Source organism: Pseudomonas sp. ML96 (genome assembly GCF_000761545.1).
Classification (GTDB): domain Bacteria; phylum Pseudomonadota; class Gammaproteobacteria; order Pseudomonadales; family Pseudomonadaceae; genus Aquipseudomonas.
Genome location: NZ_JPMY01000012.1, coordinates 88,553 through 108,907 on the forward strand (window position 1 = coordinate 88,553; position 20,355 = coordinate 108,907).

General features: G+C 64.7%; 16 protein-coding genes. 8 read left to right on the forward strand and 8 right to left on the reverse strand.

The window, feature by feature from the left end:
* The first annotated feature begins 65 nt into the window (after nt 1-65).
* Entirely contained in the window at nt 66-986 is a 921-nt protein-coding gene (argF, locus tag IP89_RS10005; protein WP_043309327.1) for an ornithine carbamoyltransferase, read from the forward strand.
* A complete protein-coding gene (locus tag IP89_RS10010) occupies nt 983-2,086 on the forward strand; it encodes an ABC transporter ATP-binding protein (protein ID WP_043309328.1) in 1,104 nt (367 codons plus the stop codon). The genes argF and IP89_RS10010 overlap by 4 nt, the downstream gene beginning before the upstream one ends.
* A gap of 38 nt (nt 2,087-2,124) precedes the next feature.
* On the opposite strand, the gene IP89_RS10015 is transcribed toward IP89_RS10010, so the two are convergent.
* The 4 genes from IP89_RS10015 to ybaK form a co-directional block, all read right to left on the reverse strand.
* Nucleotides 2,125-2,904: a PhzF family phenazine biosynthesis protein gene (locus IP89_RS10015; protein WP_043309329.1), complete on the reverse strand. Its 780-nt coding sequence runs from the start codon at nt 2,902-2,904 to the stop codon at nt 2,125-2,127.
* 125 nt (nt 2,905-3,029) lie between these two features.
* On the reverse strand, nt 3,030-3,809 hold the full coding sequence (locus IP89_RS10020) for an ABC transporter substrate-binding protein (protein WP_052081026.1): 780 nt from the start codon (nt 3,807-3,809) through the stop codon (nt 3,030-3,032).
* A 41-nt stretch (nt 3,810-3,850) separates the two neighbouring features.
* Nucleotides 3,851-5,338 (reverse strand): glycerol kinase GlpK, encoded by a 1,488-nt coding sequence (gene glpK, locus IP89_RS10025; protein WP_043309332.1) that lies wholly within the window; start codon nt 5,336-5,338, stop codon nt 3,851-3,853.
* A gap of 44 nt (nt 5,339-5,382) precedes the next feature.
* Nucleotides 5,383-5,853: a Cys-tRNA(Pro) deacylase gene (ybaK, locus tag IP89_RS10030; RefSeq protein WP_043309333.1), complete on the reverse strand. Its 471-nt coding sequence runs from the start codon at nt 5,851-5,853 to the stop codon at nt 5,383-5,385.
* Between the two features lie 149 nt (nt 5,854-6,002).
* On the opposite strand from ybaK, the gene IP89_RS10035 reads away from it, so the two are divergent.
* Together IP89_RS10035 and glpD are read left to right on the forward strand one after the other, a co-directional pair.
* Nucleotides 6,003-6,761: a DeoR family transcriptional regulator gene (locus IP89_RS10035; RefSeq protein ID WP_043309335.1), complete on the forward strand. Its 759-nt coding sequence runs from the start codon at nt 6,003-6,005 to the stop codon at nt 6,759-6,761.
* Between the two features lie 127 nt (nt 6,762-6,888).
* Nucleotides 6,889-8,421 carry a glycerol-3-phosphate dehydrogenase gene (glpD, locus tag IP89_RS10040; RefSeq protein ID WP_043309337.1) on the forward strand — a complete coding sequence of 511 codons (1,533 nt, stop codon included), beginning with the start codon at nt 6,889-6,891 and terminating at the stop codon, nt 8,419-8,421.
* On the opposite strand, the gene IP89_RS10045 is transcribed toward glpD, so the two are convergent.
* The 3 genes from IP89_RS10045 to IP89_RS10055 all read right to left on the reverse strand — a co-directional run bounded on the left by IP89_RS10045 (nt 8,422) and on the right by IP89_RS10055 (nt 11,883).
* Nucleotides 8,422-9,444 carry an alpha/beta fold hydrolase gene (locus IP89_RS10045; RefSeq protein WP_043309339.1) on the reverse strand — a complete coding sequence of 341 codons (1,023 nt, stop codon included), beginning with the start codon at nt 9,442-9,444 and terminating at the stop codon, nt 8,422-8,424.
* A 112-nt stretch (nt 9,445-9,556) separates the two neighbouring features.
* Nucleotides 9,557-11,167, reverse strand: coding sequence for an ATP-binding protein (locus IP89_RS10050; RefSeq protein WP_043309341.1), 1,611 nt, complete (start codon nt 11,165-11,167; stop codon nt 9,557-9,559).
* The gene (locus tag IP89_RS10055) at nt 11,164-11,883 is read right to left on the reverse strand and encodes a winged helix-turn-helix domain-containing protein (protein ID WP_043309343.1); all 720 of its coding nucleotides are present in this window, start codon (nt 11,881-11,883) and stop codon (nt 11,164-11,166) included. Before IP89_RS10055 ends, IP89_RS10050 begins: the two co-directional genes overlap by 4 nt.
* A 671-nt stretch (nt 11,884-12,554) precedes the next feature.
* Between IP89_RS10055 and IP89_RS10060 the strand changes: the two genes are divergently transcribed.
* From IP89_RS10060 to IP89_RS10070, 4 genes are all read left to right on the forward strand, one after another.
* Entirely contained in the window at nt 12,555-15,437 is a 2,883-nt protein-coding gene (locus IP89_RS10060) for a ribonucleoside-diphosphate reductase subunit alpha (protein ID WP_043309345.1), read from the forward strand.
* A gap of 382 nt (nt 15,438-15,819) precedes the next feature.
* Entirely contained in the window at nt 15,820-17,064 is a 1,245-nt protein-coding gene (locus IP89_RS10065; RefSeq protein WP_043309482.1) for a ribonucleotide-diphosphate reductase subunit beta, read from the forward strand.
* 120 nt (nt 17,065-17,184) lie between these two features.
* Nucleotides 17,185-17,898, forward strand: a complete 714-nt coding sequence (locus IP89_RS23335; RefSeq protein WP_156115021.1) for a hypothetical protein — start codon at nt 17,185-17,187, stop codon at nt 17,896-17,898.
* Nucleotides 17,899-18,409: 511 nt separating this feature from the next.
* Complete coding sequence (locus tag IP89_RS10070) at nt 18,410-19,297, forward strand: crotonase/enoyl-CoA hydratase family protein (RefSeq protein ID WP_043309346.1); 888 nt, start codon at nt 18,410-18,412, stop codon at nt 19,295-19,297.
* A 55-nt stretch (nt 19,298-19,352) separates the two neighbouring features.
* On the opposite strand, the gene IP89_RS10075 is transcribed toward IP89_RS10070, so the two are convergent.
* Nucleotides 19,353-20,252 carry a LysR substrate-binding domain-containing protein gene (locus tag IP89_RS10075; protein ID WP_043309348.1) on the reverse strand — a complete coding sequence of 300 codons (900 nt, stop codon included), beginning with the start codon at nt 20,250-20,252 and terminating at the stop codon, nt 19,353-19,355.
* Nucleotides 20,253-20,355 lie beyond the last annotated feature (103 nt).

Sequence of the window (20,355 nt, forward strand, 5' to 3'; positions counted from 1 at the left end):
GTGTGGGCTGCTATTCCCCGGAAAAACCGGGCCGCGACCGTGGTCGAATTAAGGTAGTAATCAAGATGAGCGCCAGGCACTTTCTCTCGTTGATGGACTTCAGCCCTCAGGAACTGAGCGGCCTGATCCGTCGAGCCATCGAGCTGAAGGACCTGCGCCATCGAGGTGTGCTGTTCGAGCCGCTGAAGAGCCGGGTGCTGGGCATGATCTTCGAGAAAGCCTCGACCCGTACCCGCCTGTCCTTCGAGGCCGGCATGATCCAGCTCGGCGGCCAGGCCATCTTCCTCTCCCCGCGCGATACCCAGCTGGGTCGCGGCGAGCCGATCGGCGACACCGCCATCGTCATGTCCAGCATGCTCGACGTGGTGATGATCCGTACTTACGCCCACAGCAACCTCACCGAGTTCGCCGCCAACAGCACGGTGCCGGTGATCAACGGCCTGTCCGACGACCTGCACCCCTGCCAGCTGCTGGCCGACATGCAGACCTTCGAGGAAGCGCGCGGCAGCATCAAGGGCAAGACCGTGGCCTGGATCGGCGACGGCAACAACATGTGCAACAGCTACCTGGAAGCCGCCGTGCAGTTCGACTTCCAGCTGCGCATCGCCTGCCCCGAGGGCTACGAGCCGAAGGCCGAGTTCCTCGCCGCCGCCGGCGACCGGGCGCAGATCGTGCGTGATCCGAAGCAGGCCGTGGCCGGCGCCCACCTGGTCAGCACCGACGTGTGGACCTCCATGGGCCAGGAAGAGGAAAGCGCCAAGCGCCTCAAGCTGTTCGCCCCCTATCAGGTCAACCGCGCCCTGCTCGATGCCGCCGACCCAAGCGTGATCTTCCTGCACTGCCTGCCGGCCCACCGTGGCGAGGAGATCAGCGAAGACCTGCTCGACGATCCGCGCTCGCTGGCCTGGCAGCAGGCCGAGAACCGCCTGCATGCGCAGAAGGCGCTGATGGAAATGCTCGTCGCCCCAGGATGCCGCCCCGCATGAGCCAACTACTGCTGTCCCTGCGCGAGCTGGCTTGCGGCTACAGCGAGCAGCGCATCGTGCAGACCCTCAACCTGCACCTGAACGCTGGCGACATCGGCTGTCTGCTCGGCCCCTCGGGTTGTGGCAAGACCACCACCCTGCGCGCCATCGCCGGTTTCGAGCCGGTGCAGGAAGGCGAGATCGAGCTGGGCGGCGAAGTGATCTCGCGCGCCGGCTTCACCCTGGCACCGGAGAAGCGCCGCATCGGCATGGTGTTCCAGGACTACGCCCTGTTCCCCCACCTGACCGTTGCCGAGAACGTGGCCTTCGGCATCCGCAAGCATCCGCAGCGCGACAAGGTGGTGGCCGAGCTGCTGGAGCTGGTCAAGCTAACCAACCTCGGCAAGCGCTACCCGCACGAGCTGTCCGGCGGCCAGCAGCAACGCGTCTCGCTGGCCCGTGCCCTGGCGCCGGAGCCGCAACTGCTGCTGCTCGACGAGCCCTTCTCCAACCTCGACGGCGAGCTGCGCCGCCGCCTCAGCCATGAGGTGCGCGACATTCTCAAGGCTCGCGGCACCAGCGCCATCCTGGTCACCCACGATCAGGAAGAAGCCTTCGCCGTCAGCGACCAGGTCGGCGTGTTCAACAAGGGCCGCCTGGAGCAGTGGGACACCCCCTACAACCTCTACCACGAGCCGGCCACGCCCTTCGTCGCCAGCTTCGTCGGCCAGGGCTACTTCATTCGTGGCCAGCTGCAGAGCCCGGACACGGTGCAGACCGAGCTGGGCCTGATCCGTGGCAACCGCGCCTACCACTGGCCGGAAGGCAGCGCGGTGGACGTGCTGCTGCGCCCGGACGACATCGTCCCGGCGGCCGACAGCAGCCTGCAGGCCCAGGTGGTCGGCAAGACCTTCCTCGGCGCCGCCACCCTGTACCGCCTGCAACTGCCGACCGGCACCCAGCTGGAAGCCATCTTCCCCAGCCACGCCGACCACCAGCCGGGCCAGCAGGTGGGCATTCGCATCGCCGCCGATCATCTGGTGGTGTTCGCCGCACAGGGCAGCGTGGCCGCCCAGCTCAACCTCGGCGACTCCGGCGTGCGTCGTTACAGCAACGGCTGAGCCCGTGAAGAGGTGCGCTCAGCGCCCCTCCGCCCCCCTTACAGATAGAGCTTGCCGCTGGCGACCAGCACGGACTGGCCGGCAATCTTCACCCGTGCACCATCCAACCGGCAGTGCAGCTCGCCGCCGCGTGCGGAGCACTGGTAGGCGCGCAGCTCAGTCTTGTCCAGGCGCTCGGCCCAGTAGGGAGCCAGGATGCAGTGGGTGGAACCGGTCACCGGGTCCTCGTCGATGCCGATGCCCGGGGCGAAGTAGCGCGAGACGAAGTCGTGCTGCACACCCGGCGCGGTAACGATCACACCCAGGCCCGGCAGCTGCGCCAGTGCCGTCATGTCCGGCTTGCACTCACGCACCGCCTGCTCGGACTCCAGCACCGCCAGCAGCTCCTTGCCGACCTGCACCGCCAGCACCCGCTGACCGAGGATGGCACCGACCTGCTCCGCCATCTGCGCCGGCTCCAGGCGGATGGCCGGGAAGTCCAGCACCAGGCGCCCGCCGTCACGGCTCACCGCCAGGGCACCGGACATGCAACTGAACTCCAGGCGCTCGCCCGGCTCACCGTACAGCTGGAACAGCGCGTGGGCGGTGGCCAGGGTAGCGTGGCCACACAGAGGCACCTCGCAGGCCGGGGTGAACCAGCGAATGCGCCAGCCCGCTCCTTCACGCACGGTGAATGCGGTTTCGGCCTGGTTGTGCTCGGCGGCGATGCGCTGCATCAGCTCGTCCTCCAGCCAGGCGTCGAGCCGATAGACCACGGCCGGGTTGCCGCTGAACGGTCGGTCGGTGAAGGCGTCGATCTGATGGAATTCGAGTTGCATGCTGCGCTCCCTGGCAGTTGGTCTTGAGCCACCAGCATGCCGTGGCGCTCGCCCGCCGGATCGGTACAGTCACCTGCGATTGCGCCATTACAGCTGTCTGTTGTGACCGCGCCCCAGGGGATGTTCTAGCGCGCGCTGACCCCGTAGCTCTCGAGCAGGGTCTGCAGCCGGCCATCGGCGCGATAGCGCTGCAGGCCGCGCTCGAAGATCTCGGCGTAGCGCGCGCTGTCCTCACGCCCCGGCGAGAAGGCCAGGTAGATCGGCACGTCCGGCTCGCGGCAGCCCGCCTCGCGCAGCTCGCCGACGCGGCCGAGGTCGGCCAGGTGCGCCTGGATCACCCAGCTGTTCTCGATCAGCACATCGATACGGCCGTGGTCGAGCTTGGTCAGGTTGAGATCGAGCGCAGCGCCGCCGGCCGCCACCTGCACGCGGTCGCCATTGCCACGCTGCGCTGCGACATAGGCATTGAGCTGCTCGCCATAGCTGTAGTCGTTGATCACGCCCAGGCGCACGCTGGCCAGCGAGTCCACGCCAGTGAAGCGCCACTGCGAGTCCTGCTGGGTGTAGAAGCAGTTGCGCGACATGGCCACCGGCGTGGCAGTGAACAGGAAGTCCGGCGCGTCCTCGCGGCCGGCACCGACTGCAGCGTTGATCTCGCCGTGACGCACCTGCTGCAGCACCCGCGCCCAGTTGCGGATCTCGTAGCGCACGGTGATGCCGGACTCGGCAAAGATGTCGCGCGCCAGCTCGACGAAGATGCCCGGCTGCTGGGCATCCGGGGCACAGTTGATCGGGCACCAGAGGTCGGCGGCGATCACCAGGGTCTCGGCGCGAACCTGCGGAGCGAGGCCCAGGCCGACGAGCAGCAGAGCAGAAAAGGTCGGAAGACGACTACACAAATCCATGTGGCGACCTCAGGCAGAAACACGCAGCAGTTGTATCACCCTCAGCCTTCGCTGCGCACCCTCTTCACCGCATCCAGCCAACCGGCGTAGAGCTTGCTGCGGTGCGCATCGGCCATACGCGGCGAGAAGCGCTGCTGGCGGTGCCAGTGCCCGGCGATCTCCTCCAGGTCGCGGTACAGCCCGGCCTGCAGGCCGGCCAGGTAGGCCACGCCGAGCGCCGTGGTCTCGGTCACCACCGGGCGCTCCACCGGTACGCCGAGCACGTCGGCGAGGAACTGCATGACCCAGTTGTTGACCACCATGCCGCCGTCCACGCGCAGCGCGCTGGGCTCGGCGGCGCCGTCCTGACGCATGGCTTCGAGCAGGTCGCGGGTCTGGTAGCACACCGACTGCAGGCCGGCGGTGACGATTTCCTTGATTCCGGTATCGCGGGTCAGGCCGAAGATCGCGCCGCGTGCCTTGGGGTCCCAGTACGGCGCGCCGAGGCCGGTGAAGGCCGGCACCAGATACACACCGCAGGCATCGCCGGTCTGCTCGGCGAGTATCTCGGTATCGCGGGCATCGCTGATCAGCTTGATGCCGTCGCGCAACCACTGCACGGCAGCGCCGGCGACGAAGATGCTGCCCTCCACCGCATAGGTGACCTTGCCGTTCAGGCGGTAGCCGACCGTGGTCAGCAGGCGGTTCTGCGACACCACCGGCTTGTCACCGGTGTTCTGGATCATGAAGCAGCCGGTACCGTAGGTGCTCTTGACCATGCCGGCGTCGAAGCAGGCCTGGCCGATCAGCGCGGCCTGCTGGTCGCCGGCCATACCCAGCACCGGGATGCCGGCACCAAGCAACTCGGGCGAGGTGGTACCGAAGTCGGCGGCGCAGTCCAGTACCTCCGGCAGCAGGCTGCGCGGGATGTCAAACAGCGCCAGCAGCTCCTCATCCCACTGCTGGCTGTGGATGTTGAACAGCAGGGTGCGCGAGGCGTTGCTGGCATCGGTGCGGTGCGAGCGGCCATCGGTCAGGCGCCACAGCAGGAAGCAGTCGACGGTACCGAAGCGCAGCTCGCCGCGTTCGGCGCGCTCGCGGGCGCCGGGCACGCTGTCGAGAATCCAGCGCAGCTTGGTCGCGGAGAAATAGGGGTCGATCAGCAGGCCGGTCTTCTCCGCCACTTTGGCCTCGTGGCCCTCGGCCTTGAGCCCTGCGCAGTAGTCGGCGGTGCGGCGGTCCTGCCAGACGATGGCCGGGTGGATCGGCATGCCGGTAGCAGCGTCCCACACCACGGTGGTTTCGCGCTGGTTGGTGATGCCGATGGCCAGCACTTCTTCAGCCTTCAGCGCCTTGCTGGCCAGTGCCTCGCGGCAGACCTTAAGGGTGGTCAGCCACAGCTCCTCGGCATCGTGCTCGACCCAGCCATCCTGCGGGAAGTACTGCTTGAACTCCTGCTGGGCGCTGGCCAGCGGCAGGCCCTGGGCACTGAAGACGATGGCGCGCGAGCTGGTGGTGCCCTGGTCGATGGCAAGCAGGTACTGGGACATGCGTATTCCTTGTTGTTATGTGGGTGACGCCGGGTGGAGCCTGATCAATCGCGGCCGATGGCGGCGAAGCTGCCCTGGGTGTGCTGCGCCAGTACCTCGGCCGCTAGCTCCACTTCCAGGCCGCGGCGACCGGCGCTGACGTGGATGGTCGGGTGATTGCGCGCAGACTCGTCGATGAAGGTGCGCAAGCGCTTCTTCTGCCCCAGCGGGCTGATACCGCCGACCAGGTAGCCGGTGCTGCGCTGGGCCTGCTGCGGATCGGCCATGTCGGCCTTCTTCGCCCCCGCCGCATGGGCCAGGGCCTTGAGGTCGAGGCTGCCGGCCACCGGCACCACGGCTACCAGCAACTCACCCTTCTCGGTGGCGGCGAGCAGAGTCTTGAACACCCGCGCCGGGTCCAGATTGAGTTTTTCCGCGGCCTCCAGGCCATAGGACGGCGCCTTGGGGTCGTGGTGATAACTGTGCACCTTGTGCTCGGCCTTGGCCTTTTTCAGCAGATCGATGGCAGGAGTCATGTTCGAATGTGAAAATCTTCCGACAGAATTCGCGTACCTTAGCGGAAAAAACCGCCGCAGGCAGTTATTAACGTCGCACTGCCATGACCAGCCATGAACAGCGCAGCGGCACACCGTTATAATCCGCCGGCCAATAAAAAGGACAGCCGATGAGCCTCCCGCCCCGCCAGCAGAGCATTCTCGAACGCACCCGCGAGCGCGGCTACGTCAGCATCGACGAGCTGGCCCAGGCCTTCGCCGTCACCCCGCAGACCATTCGCCGCGACATCAACCAGCTGGCCGAACAGGGCCTGCTGCGGCGCACCCACGGCGGCGCGGCGAGCGAAGCCTCGAGCATCCAGAACACCGCCTACGCCATGCGCGCCGGGCAGATGCGCGACGAGAAGCAGCGCATCGCCGAAGCCATCGCCGCCGCCATTCCCGACCACGCCTCGCTGTTCATCGGCATCGGCACCAGCACCGAGGCCATCGCCCGCGCCCTGCTCGGCCACAAGCACCTCAAGGTGATCACCAACAACCTGCACGTAGCGGCGACCCTGGCCGACAAGGCCGACTTCGAAGTACTGGTCGCCGGCGGTAGCGTGCGCAGCGATGGCGGCGTGGTAGGCCAGGCGGCGGTGGACTTCATTCAGCAGTTCCGCGTCGACTTCGCCGTGATGGGCATCAGCGGCATCGACGAGGACGGCAGCCTGCTCGACTTCGACTATCAGGAAGTGCGGGTGTCCCAGGCGATCATCGACAACGCCCGCCAGGTGCTGCTGGCCGCCGACTCCAGCAAGTTCGGGCGTAACGCCGTGGTGCGCCTGGGCTCTATCGCCCTGGTCGACCAGCTATACACCGACGCCCCACCCGCCCCCGCCATCGTGCGCCTGCTGGCCGAGCAGAAGATCCAGCTGCATATCGTTTAACAGCCGACAACACCTTCCCCCACGATGACCGGCCGGTACCAAGGCTGGCGTCGGCACGCTCACTCGGCTAGCATATTTTCGAAATCGAACATTAAAAGTTCACATTACAACTTATGGTGCCCTTGCCATGCCGCTCAGCCAGACGCCTCCCATCGCCGAAATCTACGACCTGGCCGTGGTCGGTGGCGGCATCAATGGCGCCGGCATCGCCGCCGATGCGGCCGGGCGCGGGCTCTCGGTGTTCCTCTGCGAACGCGACGACCTGGCTCAGCACACCTCCTCGGCCAGCAGCAAACTGATCCACGGCGGCCTGCGCTACCTCGAACACTACGAGTTCCGCCTGGTCCGCGAGGCCCTGGCCGAGCGCGAAGTGCTGCTGGCCAAGGCGCCACACATCGTCAAACCGCTGCGCTTCGTCCTGCCGCACCGCCCGCACCTGCGCCCGGCCTGGATGATCCGTGCCGGCATGTTCCTCTACGACCACCTGGGCAAGCGCGAGAAGCTGCCGGCCTCGCGCGGCCTGCGCTTCGGAGCCGGCAGCCCGCTCAAGGCGGAGATGACCCGCGGCTTCGAATATTCCGACTGCTGGGTGGATGACGCCCGCCTGGTGGTGCTCAACGCCATGGCCGCCCGCGAGCGCCGCGCCCATGTGCACACCCGCACCCGCTGCGTCAGCGCGCGGCGCAGCAAGGGCCTGTGGCACCTGCATCTGGAGCGCGCCGATGGCAGCCTGTTCTCGATCCGCGCCCGCGCCCTGGTCAATGCCGCCGGGCCCTGGGTCGCGCGCTTCCTGCAGGACGACCTCAAACAGAAGCCCACCTACGGCATTCGACTGATCCAGGGCAGCCACATCGTGGTGCCGCGCCTGCACGATGGCGAGCACGCCTACATCCTGCAGAACGAGGACCAGCGCATCGTCTTCGTCATCCCCTGGCTGGAGCGCTTCAGCCTGATCGGCACCACCGACCGCGAATACCAGGGCGACCCGGCCAAGGTGCAGATCAGCGAGGAAGAAACCGACTACCTGCTCAAGGTGGTCAATGCCCACTTCAAACAGCAGCTATCGCGCAGCGACATCCTGCACACCTACTCCGGCGTGCGCCCGCTGTGCGACGACGAGTCCGACCAGCCTTCGGCCGTCACCCGCGACTACACCCTGGCGCTGGCCGGCGCGCCGGGCGAGGCTCCACTGCTGTCGGTGTTCGGCGGCAAGCTGACCACCTACCGCAAACTGGCAGAGGCAGCCATGGAGCTGCTCGCGCCGACCTTCAGCCACCTGTGCCCGGCCTGGACCGCCAAGGCGCCGCTGCCCGGCGGCGAGAGCATGGACAGCCGCGAGGCCCTGGCCGACAAGCTGATCGCCCGCTTCGGCTGGCTCGACCGCGAACTGGCCCTGCGCTGGGCCGGCACCTACGGCAGCCGCACCTGGCGTCTGCTCGATGGCGTGCAGCGGCAGAGCGAACTGGGCGAGCACCTGGGCGCCGGCCTGTACACCCGCGAAGTGGATTACCTGCGCCGCGAGGAATGGGCGGTAGAAGTCGAGGACATCCTCTGGCGCCGCACCAAGCTCGGCCTGTTCATGACGCCCGGCCAACAGGCCAGGCTGCGCGACTACCTGCTCGCCTGCCGTCAGCCGCCGGTCAGCGCTCCGGTCGCCTGATCACAGCGGCGACTGCAGCGTGTCACCCGCCAGGCGCTGGGCCAGCTGTGCATCATCCATGCGATGGGCGCGCAGGTGCGGCAGCACGGCAGCCAGCAGCGGCTCCTTGAATGCCGGCTGGAAACGATGGGCCAGCCCGGAAATCAGCTTCAACTCGCTACCCTTTATATGCGCAGCCACGTGCACGCCATGCATCACCGGCAGCAACGGGTCGGCGGTGCCGTGTACCACCAGGGTCGGCACATGCAGGCGCTCGAGCAGCGCCACGCGGCTCGGCTCGGCGAGGATCGCCAGGATCTGCCGCTGCACGCCCTGCGGGTTGAAGGCGCGGTCATAGCTGCGCGCAGCCTCGCCCAGCAGTTGCTGGCGATCCACCGCCTGAGTCGGACTACCAAGTGCGGCCAGCAGATCGGCCTGCTGTTCGAGAGCCGCGGCGCGGTCGGGCGCCTCGCGCCGTGCCAGCAGTTGCAGCAGGTGCGCATCGGGCGCCGGCAGGCCCGGCGCACTGGTGCTGGTCATCAGCAGGGTCAGGCTCTCCACGCGCTGCGGCGCCAGGTCGGCCATGTGCTGAGCGATCATCCCACCCATGCTCGCGCCGAGCACGTGAAAGCGCTGCACACCCAGCGCATCCATCAGGCCCAGGGCGTCGCCGGCCATGTCACGCAGCGAATAGGGGGCGTTGGCGCCCAGACCCAATTGGTAGCGCAGCGCCTCGTAGCTCAGGTTCGCCTCCGGCGCCTCGCCGTTCCAGGCAGACAGGCCGACATCGCGGTTGTCGAAACGGATCACTCGGAAACCCTGCTGGCACAGGCTTGCCACCACCTCGTCCGGCCAGTGGATCAGCTGACCGCCAAGGCCCATCACCAGCAGCAGCGCAGGATCGCTGGGGTTGCCGATGCTCTGGTAGGCCAGGCGCACGGCGCCAACGTCCGCCGTGGCGGTCGGCACCTGCACCTCGCATCGGTTCGCCGCATAGGACGGCAGGCCGCACAATAGCGCGGCGAGGAAGAGTAGAACTCGCATCGACAACATCCGGAACGCAGAACCCCAGTGAAACGCGAGTCTGCGGATGTTCGTTCGAGAGCGCTGCCACAGTTCAGTGACAATTTGATGAATGGCGCCGAACGGTAGTGACTCAGCGCTTATATAGCTGCCGACGCGGCCACATCAGGCTGAAACGTGCGCCACCCAGATAGGTGCCACGGCCGACATAGGCGCGCCCACCGTGCCAGTAGACGATGCGCCGCACGATGGACAGGCCCAGACCGTGGCCACCGGAGGCGCGGGTGCGGCTGTCGTCCAGGCGCAGGAACGGGGTGAACACCCGTTCCCAGGCCTCCTCCGGTACGCCGGGACCATCGTCCTCGATATCGATCCAGCAGCGCTCGGCGTCGATCCGGTAGCTCAGCCGCACTCGTGACTCGGCGTGGCGCATGGCGTTGCTCACCAGGTTCTGCAGGGCGCGGTGCAGGTAGCGCGGCTCGGCGTCGACCATGGCCGTGTCGTCCGGGCCGTCCTGGCAAGTGCCGCGGTCGACCTTGATATGCGCACGCAGCGGCGCCAGCTCGCCGATCACCTGATCGATCAGCGCGCCCAGGTCGACGCGCTGGAAGTTCAGCTCCGGCGAGCCCTGCTCCAGACGGGCGTAGACCAGCATCTCGTCAACCAGCTTGTCGAGGTCCTGGATGTCGCCGTCCATGCCCTCGAGGTACTTGTGCCGGGCCTGGTCGGTCTCGGCGTCGGCGATCATCTCCAGGCCGAAACGCAGGCGCGCCACCGGCGTGCGCAGCTCGTGGGACACCGCGCGGACCATCTCGCGCTGCACGCTGACCAGGCGCTGCAGCTGCTCGGCCATGGCGTTGAAGGTGGCGGCCAGGCGCCCCACCGAGTCGGCGCCCTGAGACGGCGCACGAGCATCCAGGCGGCCGCTGGCCAGCTGTCCGGCGGCGCTTTCCAGGCCCTGCAGGCGCAACTCCAGGCGGCGCACCAATAGATAGAGGATCAAGCCGGTCAGGCTCAGGCCGAGCACGCCGATCAGCACCAGTAGCTCGGTGGGGTACGGATTCATCTGGTAGATCGGGCCGACTTCCAGCACCCAGGGCGTGCCGACCATGCCGGCGATCACGCGGATCGCATCGCCGCCCTTACCCAACGCCAGCACCGTATCGCCCTCATCCACCCGGCGCTGCTGGTCCTCGTCCAGGTCGACCTTCTCCAGGGTGACCAGGCGCAGGTCGAAGCCGAACTGTTTCTCTTCCTTCAACGCTGCCAGGCGCTTGGGCTGCTCGACGATGGGATAGCGCACCAGCTCGTCCATCAGCAGATAGACGGTGGCGCGCGCCAGCTGCTCGCTGACCTGCTCGATCTCGGCGGTCAGCACCAGTTGCTGCTGGGCGCTGACCAGGGCGAATACCCGCGCCTCGTGCGGCCCGGCCTGTTCGACCAGCACCTGGCCATTGAGCAGGCGCCCGCGGGTGCGGCCATCCAGCGGTGCGTCGGCCAGCGCCTGCAGCTCCAGTGGCACGCCGAGCAGGCGCGTCCAGGTGATCAACGCGCGGCGGCGGTCGACATCGTTCATCGGCTGCAGGCTGTCCGCCATCAGGCGGAAGGTGCCGCGCGCCAGCTGCTCGCGGTATTGGTCGCTGCGCACCTCGTTGGTCAGCTGCAGGGCGCCGACGCCAAGCAGCGCTACCAGCACCAGGGCGGCGATGATGCCGCCATAGATGCGCAGGAAAATACTGTTCATTGCAGCGCGCTGGCGGCCTCGGCAACGAACAGGTAGCCCTTGCTGCGCACGGTCTTGATCAGGCGCGGGTGCATGGGATCATCGCCAATCTTCGGGCGGATGCGCGAGATGCGTACGTCGATGGAGCGGTCCTGACCATCGTACTCGATGCCACGCAGGGCGGTGAAGATTTCCTCGCGGGAGAGGATGCGCCCGGCATTGGAGGCCAGCAGCCAGAGCAGGTCGAATTCGGCGCTGGTCAGCTCGATGCCTTCGCCACGCAGCCAGGACTCGCGCATGGCGTTGTCGATCACCAGCGGGCCGAACTCCAGGCGGCGCTGGTTCTCGGCCGGAGCATCGACGCCCTCGCTGCGCCGTAACAGGGCACGGATGCGCGCCAACAGCACACGCGGGCGCACCGGCTTGCACACATAGTCGTCGGCGCCCATCTCCAGGCCGAGCACCTCGTCCATGTCGTCGGTGCGCGCGGTGAGCATCAGGATCGGCCCGGCGAACTGGCCGCGCACCTTGCGGCAGATGGACAAACCATCCTCGCCCGGCAGCATCAGGTCGAGCACCACCAGGTCCGGCTGCTCCTGGAGAATGCGGGCCGCGGCCCGGGCCCCATCGGATTCGATCGACACCTGCAGACCGTTGCTCTGCAGGTACTCCTGGGTCAGCTCCGCCAACCGCTGATCATCCTCGACGATCAGGATCTGCCAGGCCTCTTGTTCCACGACTTCTTCTCCAGCGGAAACGCCATTAGTGGCGGCATTGTAACAACCGAGTGTGGTTAGCACAGTGCATGCCAAAAACACTAGATATTGTGGTAGCGTGCGCCGCGTCGCCACACCGGCAAATGTCCGAAAAAGCCGTTCGCCGGTAGCGACGAACGGTAGGGGCCAGAGTTCTCGGGGCCTGCCGCGCGTTATGGCGAAACGACCCACAATTCACCCACAAGTTATCCACAGAAAGCCCCCCTGCACTTCCCTTGCAAAGCCCCCAATAGCGCATTATCTTGTATCCCCATCGCGCCTCACCCCTACATGTAGTGGGTAACCCGAGGCCAGGGACACTAAGAAGAAAGAATGCAGAGGGGCTCGATCCACGCGCTACCGGTAGCATTTCAGCCCAGCCGCCATCGCTTGCGGCTGCAGGCAGCACGGACCGCGCAACCCCTCCCCCTGTATTCACAGAACGACCGCGAAGTCGCGTGTCGTGACCACTACAGCTTGTGGTCATGATCAACCGGCTCCGCCTGGATTCAGTTGCCAGGATGGCCCTCGAGTCATCCTGACTGCCGTAAGTTTTCTCGATGTCTGGCCGGACGCCGGATGTCGTGACGTTTTGCAATGGAATGAACACGCGACACCCAAAGTGTCCAAACCAATTAGAAGTGGAGAACCTCATGCACACCGACACAACTCGCGAGAATCCGCAGTCCGTGGCACCCCAGGCCGGCGAGTCCAGCCAGGATCTGGCCGCCACCGCTCCGGGCCAGCTGCGCGTGATCAAGCGCAACGGTACTGTCGTGCCCTACACCGACGACAAGATCACCGTGGCCATCACCAAGGCGTTTCTCGCAGTTGAAGGTGGCAATGCCGCCGCCTCGTCGCGTATCCATGAGACCGTCGCGCGCCTGACCGAGCAGGTCACCGCCACCTTCAAGCGCCGCATGCCGTCCGGCGGCACCATCCACATCGAAGAGATCCAGGACCAGGTCGAACTGTCCCTGATGCGCGCCGGCGAGCAGAAAGTCGCCCGCGACTACGTGATCTACCGCGAAGCCCAGGCCAGCAAGCGCAAGAGCGCCAGCGACGACGTCGCCCAGCCGCACCCGAGCATCCGCGTCACCAAGGCCGACGGCAGCGTGCAGCCGCTGGACATGGGCCGCCTGCAGACCATCATCCGCGAGGCCTGCGAAGGCCTGGCCGAAGTCGACGGCTCGCTGATCGAAGCCGAGACCCTGAAGAACCTGTACGACGGCGTAGCCGAGAAGGACGTCAACACCGCCCTGGTGATGACCGCCCGTACCCTGGTCGAGCGTGAGCCGAACTACTCCTACGTCACCGCCCGTCTGCTGATGGACAACATCCGCGCCGAGGCCCTGAGCTTCCTCAACATCGCCGACAGCGCCACTCACCACGAGATGGCCGACCTGTACGCCCGCGCCCTGCCGGCCTACGTCGAGAAAGGTGCCGAGTTCGAACTGATCGACGCCAAGCTGAAGGACTATGACCTGGCCAAGCTGGGCGCAGCCATCAACCACGAGCGCGACCAGCAGTTCACCTACCTGGGCCTGCAGACCCTGTACGACCGCTACTTCATCCACAAGGACGGCATCCGCTTCGAACTGCCGCAGGTGTTCTTCATGCGCGTGGCCATGGGCCTGGCCATCGAAGAGCCGAAGAACCGTGAAGAACGCGCCATCGAGTTCTACAACCTGCTGTCCTCGTTCGACTACATGGCGTCGACCCCGACCCTGTTCAACGCCGGCACCCTGCGTCCGCAGCTGTCCTCCTGCTACCTGACCACCGTGCCGGACGACCTGTCGGGCATCTACGGCGCCATCCACGACAACGCTATGCTGTCGAAATTCGCCGGCGGCCTGGGCAACGACTGGACTCCGGTTCGCGCGCTGGGCTCCTACATCAAGGGCACCAACGGCAAATCCCAGGGCGTCGTACCCTTCCTGAAAGTGGTCAACGACACCGCCGTGGCCGTGAACCAGGGCGGCAAGCGCAAGGGCGCCGTGTGCGCCTACCTGGAAACCTGGCACCTGGACATCGAGGAATTCCTCGAGCTGCGCAAGAACACCGGTGACGACCGTCGCCGTACTCACGACATGAACACCGCGAACTGGATTCCGGACCTGTTCATGAAGCGCGTGTTCGACGACGGCCAGTGGACCCTGTTCTCCCCGTCCGAAGTACCGGATCTGCACGACCTGACCGGCAAGGCCTTCGAAGAGCGCTACGAGTACTACGAAGCCCTGTCCGGCTACGGCAAGATCAAGGTCTTCAAGACCATCGCCGCCAAAGACCTGTGGCGCAAGATGCTGTCCATGCTGTTCGAAACCGGCCACCCGTGGCTGACCTTCAAGGACCCGTGCAACCTGCGCAGCCCGCAGCAGCACGTGGGCGTCGTGCACAGCTCCAACCTGTGCACCGAGATCACCCTGAACACCAACAAGGACGAGATCGCAGTCTGCAACCTGGGCTCGATCAACATGGTCAACCACATCGTCGACGGCAAGCTGGATACCGAGAAACTCGGCCGCACCGTGAAGACCGCTGTGCGCATGCTCGATAACGTCATCGACATCAACTACTACAGCGTGCCGCAGGCGAAGAACTCCAACCTCAAGCACCGTCCGGTCGGCCTCGGCCTGATGGGCTTCCAGGACGCCCTGTACCTGCAGCACATCGCCTACGGTTCCGACGCGGCCATCGAGTTCGCCGACAAGTCCATGGAAGCGATCAGCTACTACGCGATCCAGGCTTCCTGTGACCTGGCCGACGAGCGCGGCGCCTACTCCACCTTCGAAGGCTCCCTGTGGTCCAAGGGCATCCTGCCGCTGGACTCCCAGCAGATCCTGATCGAGGCCCGTGGCCAGAAGTACATCGACGTCGACCTGAGCGAGTCGCTGGACTGGGCGCCGATCCGCGAGCGCGTGAAGAAAGGCATCCGTAACTCCAACATCATGGCCATCGCGCCGACCGCGACCATCTCCAACATCATTGGCGTGTCGCAGTCGATCGAGCCGACCTACCAGAACCTGTACGTGAAATCGAACCTCTCCGGCGAATTCACCGTGATCAACCCCTACCTGGTTCGCGACCTGAAGAACCGCGGCCTGTGGGACAGCGTCATGGTCAACGACCTGAAGTACTACGACGGTTCCGTACAGCAGATCGAGCGCATCCCGCAGGACCTGAAAGACCTCTACGCCACCGCGTTCGAAGTGGAAACCAAGTGGATCGTCGACGCCGCCAGCCGTCGCCAGAAGTGGATCGACCAGGCTCAGTCGCTGAACCTGTACATCGCCGGCGCCTCGGGCAAGAAGCTGGACGTGACCTACCGCATGGCCTGGTACCGTGGTCTGAAAACCACCTACTACCTCCGTGCCCTGGCCGCCACCAGCACCGAGAAATCCACCATCAACACCGGCAAGCTCAACGCCGTGTCCAGTGGTGCGATCGACGAGGGCAGCTTCGCTGCTCCGGCCGGTCCGGCTCCGGTACCAAAGGCATGTGCCATCGACCAGCCCGACTGCGAAGCCTGTCAGTAAGTCGCGGCTCGCAGAGCGGACCGCGCGTTGTTGCCCGGCAGGACGGCCCCCATCACGTGCACCAGCACGCTCAGGGGCTCCACCCTACCGGGCGCCTAGCGCTGCCTCGCTCTGCAAACCGCTCGCACCGAGTTGCCGAGGTAAAAAAGCTAAAAGCAACTCGGATCGCTTGTTTCCCCTCTCCCCTCGGGAGAGGGGCCAGGGGTGAGGGAAACCAGCCCCAAGAACATCTCCCCTCGCCCGCCTCGCGGGCCTGGGCGCCACCAGTCGGGTGGCACTGTTTGACCCTTGCGTGCAGATCGCAACGGAACATAATCAGAATTACTGGACATTCATACAGGCCGCACAGAAACCCGGCCCGATGACCAAGCAGGAGACCACCATGCTCAGCTGGGACGAATTCGATAAAGAAGAAGGCGCCGAAGCCGCCGCCAAACCCGCCGCTGCCGTAGTCGGCGCCGCCGTTGATCAACTGGACGACGATGCCGCCGGCTCCGTCGAAGAGGCTCGCGCCGTATCGGCCGACGACTCCGACGCCGTCGCCCGCGCCAAGAAGGCCCTGGACGATCTGGACATTCAGGAAGGCCTGGACGATCTGGAAGGCTCGGCCGCCCGCGTACACGTCGGCGACAAGCAGATGATCAACGCCCGCGCCGACCTCAACCAGCTCGTACCCTTCAAGTACGACTGGGCCTGGCAGAAGTATCTGGATGGTTGCGCCAACCACTGGATGCCGCAGGAAGTGAACATGAACGCCGACATCGCTCTGTGGAAGAGCAAGGACGGCCTCAGCGAAGACGAGCGCCGCATCGTCAAGCGCAACCTCGGCTTCTTCTCCACCGCCGACAGCCTGGTTGCCAACAACCTGGTGCTGGCCGTGTACCGCCTGATCACCAACCCCGAGTGCCGCCAGTACATCCTGCGCCAGGCCTTCGAGGAAGCGATCCACACCCACGCCTACCAGTACTGCATCGAGTCGCTGGGCATGGATGAAGGCGAGATCTTCAACATGTACCACGAGATTCCTTCGGTCGCGAAGAAAGCCTCCTGGGGCCTGAAATACACCCGCTCGATCTCCGACCCCGAGTTCAAGACCGGCACCCCGGAGACCGACCGCCAGTTCCTGCGCAACCTGATCGCCTACTACTGCGTTCTGGAAGGCATCTTCTTCTACTGCGGCTTCACCCAGATTCTCTCCATGGGTCGCCGCAACAAGATGACCGGCACCGCCGAGCAGTTCCAGTACATCCTGCGCGACGAGTCCATGCACCTGAACTTCGGTATCGACGTGATCAACCAGATCAAGATCGAGAACCCGCATCTGTGGGACGCCCAGATGAAGGACGAAGCGACCCAGATGATCCTGCAGGGCACCCAGCTGGAGATCGAATACGCGCGTGACACCATGCCGCGCGGCGTACTGGGCATGAACGCGGCCATGATGGAGGACTACCTCAAGTTCATCGCCAACCGTCGTCTGACCCAGATCGGCCTGAAAGAGGAATACCCAGGTACCAACAACCCGTTCCCGTGGATGAGCGAGATCATGGACCTGAAGAAGGAGAAGAACTTCTTCGAGACTCGTGTGATCGAGTATCAGACTGGTGGTGCGTTGAGCTGGGATTGATTCCTGGGTCTAGACCGTTAGGACAGATTACAAGCGCTTTACCTGAGTATGGATGTTCGGGGTAGCGAGAGAAAGACTAAAAGCCCCGCCTTGCGCGGGGCTTTTTTATTAGGAAATTCCATGAAGATCCTCTTCGTAAATCTGAGCCTGCTTACATCCTTGTTACTAGCAGCTACCGCCGCAGCCAGCACAGAACACTTGGCTCCCGTAAACATTACCCCCGAGTATTACGAGAAACTGACTACCACCTTTAGGAGCGGCTATAGCCAGGAGCCCTCCTTACAAGCCCTGGTACTCCCTAGCTTGAGCAATGAGTTCCTAACTGGGGTAAGAGCCACAAGCGAAGGTCAAGAAGCATTCCTTATTGAACCAAAGTATTCAGTCCACATGTTTCAAGTAGCCGAAGCAGCGAAAGAGGGCAACGAGATGGCCAGACAATATGTCTTCCCTCCAGACATCCCCGATAGTTACTTGAAGAACCCAACTCAAATTCACTCAAAGAATATCTCAGACGACCTATCCCACCGTCTTTGTAAAATCTGGATTCATGAGCTTTACAAGACCAAAGCCACGTCACGAGATAAGAGAATATTGCTCGACCCGACAACATTCATATTTTCTGCAAACACCGCTGAGAAAGGGCAAACCAAAGGCCAGGCTGTCGATCCTGATAGAGGGTCCAGAGTGAGAGCCTTTTCAAACCTGGCCTACGCCTTGAGAAGCTATGCGTTGGGCGACATGAGCGAGGATGAATTAGAAAAGCTGACTTCAGCCTTCGAAACCCAGCATCCAAAGCCCACACCATTGTCGGCTGGAGAATGCGAAAAGCTTTGACCCCCAGCGTAGGGCGTGTACCTGTCACGCAGACACAGAGATCTTACGTTCTATTCCAACTATCGCTTTTCGCCCTTACGGCGAGTCACTTTCTCTTGCGTGCGGATCGCCGCCCGGCCCAAGAAAAAGTAACCAAAGAGAAGGGCACCCCGACATCCGGGGTGCCGTCGCGAAGGGGCCTCCCTGCCCCTTCGCTCCTTGCTCGGCGTCCTGCCTCGCGCCCCCCTGCGCAACACCTCCACTCGGCCTCCTGACGGGTTCGGACTCCTAGCTGCTTGGTAGCGCTTTCCTCTTTCTTGCGGACTCGCTTTTCGCTTCGCTCCCACTTCCGTCATCCCCGCGCAGGCGGGGCTCCACGCTCGCCTCTGCTCCCTCCCTCCAGCGCCTAGAAGCGTTCGAACGATCTATACCTCGCCCGATTACTCACGTGCTATACCGGCTCGGCTATCGCGCGGGGCCGCCATGGCAATGCGGTCCACGATGAGTCCAATAACAACAAGGGAAAGAGCAGATGAACTACTCAGCGATTGATTGGCAGCTCAACGATGGCCTGCTGAAACTGACCCTCAACCGCCCCGAGCAGATGAACGCATTCACCATCGAAATGGCCAATGAGCTGGAGCACGCCTTCAACCGGGCCAGCCTGGACGATGACGTTCGCGTCATTCTGGTAACCGGGGCGGGCCGCGCGTTTTGCGCAGGTATGGATCTATCGAAGGAAGGCAACGTCTTCGGCCTGGACGAATCCCTTACGCCCAGCCTCGCAGACATGCACGAACGGCTCGATAGCGCAGACATCCATGCCGGCGTACGCGATACCGGTGGCCGCGTGACCCTGGCCATCCACGCTTGCCGCAAGCCGGTGGTCGCTGCCATCAATGGCGCTGCCGTTGGTATCGGCGCCACCATGACGCTGGCGATGGACTTTCGCCTCGCCTCGGAAAAAGCTCGCATCGGCTTCGTCTTCGGCCGCCTGGGTATCGTCCCCGAAGCCTGCTCGAGCTGGTTTCTGCCGCGTATCGTCGGCCTGCAGCAAGCGCTGGAATGGGTTTACACCGCCGACATCTTCGACGCCCAGGAAGCCCTGCGCGGGCGCCTGGTACGCTCGGTTCACTCGCCAGAAAACCTGTTGGAAGAAGCCGAAGCCTTTGCCCGTCGGCTAGTACAGGATCGCTCACCCGCCGCCACCGCGCTCAGCCGCCAGATGCTCTACCGCAACAGCGCGCAAGCCCATCCGCTGGAAGCGCACCGCATCGACTCGTTGGCGATGTTCTATACCAGCATCGGTGACGGCAAGGAGGGCGTGGCCGCGTTCCGCGAAAAGCGCCCAGCACAGTTCAGCGTCAAGGCCTCCAGCCTGCCGCCGTTCTATGACGAGTGGATGGCCCAACAGGAATAGCCACGCATATCGCTCCCAGGCAGCAGCGTGGGAGCGATCAAAACCGAAAACAGAACTAAAGCGTGCAGAGCCCACCCGGCACTGCCATCACCCAATCCCGCACCGCCCGAATAGCCGGATCATCCCGCCGGCTCTCCGGATACACCAGAAAGAACGGCTTGCCCTCCACCTCCGGCCCGAACGGCTGTACCAGCCGCCCTTCCCTCAGCTCATCCTCGATCAACTGCCGGCTCATCAGCGCCACCCCCTGCCCGCCGATGGCCGCAGAAACCGCATGGGTCTCGTCGGAGAACACCAGCCCGGCGCTGACATCCAGCCCCGGCACCTTGGCCTGCTTCTGCCACAGCGCCCAGTCCAGCGGCGACGAGACCACGGCCTGGTTACGGAAATGGATCAGCGTGTGCCTAGGCAGTTCGGTCGCATCCTGCAAACCGAGCCGTGGGCTGCAGGCCGGGATGAAGGTGTTGTCGAACAGCTTCTCCGCCACCAGCCCCGGCCAGCGGCCGTCGCCGTAGCGGATGGCGATGTCCGCGGTGACGCCGTCCAGCGCCACCGGCTCGTGCGAGGCGTGGATGCGCAGGTCGATATCCGGATGGGACTCGCGCAGCAGGCAGACCCAGGACAGCAGCCAGCGCACCGCCACCGCCGGCGTGGTGCTGAGAGTGATGGCCTGGCGGCAGGGCAGCGCGCTGAGGCGCATGGCCGTAGCGCTGATGCTGTCGAACGCCGATTCCAGCGTCTGCTGCAGCTCGCGGCCCTGGGCGGTCAGCTCCAGCTGGCGCGGTTTGCGCAGGAACAGTGCCACGCCGAGCGATTCCTCCAAGGCGCGAATCTGGTGGCTGATCGCCGTGGCGGTCACCGAGAGTTCTTCCGCGGCCTGCTTGGCGCTCTCGTGGCGAGCGGCCGCCTCGAAGGCGCGTAGGGCCGAGAGCGAGGGTAGCCAGCGCTGACTCATGGATGAATTCCTCTCAGGCGTGTCGAAAAATAATGATCGTTTGTCGCCAATATTTGGCGGCCATAGCCTGAGTCTGCTGCGAAATACAGATGAGCACAACTTC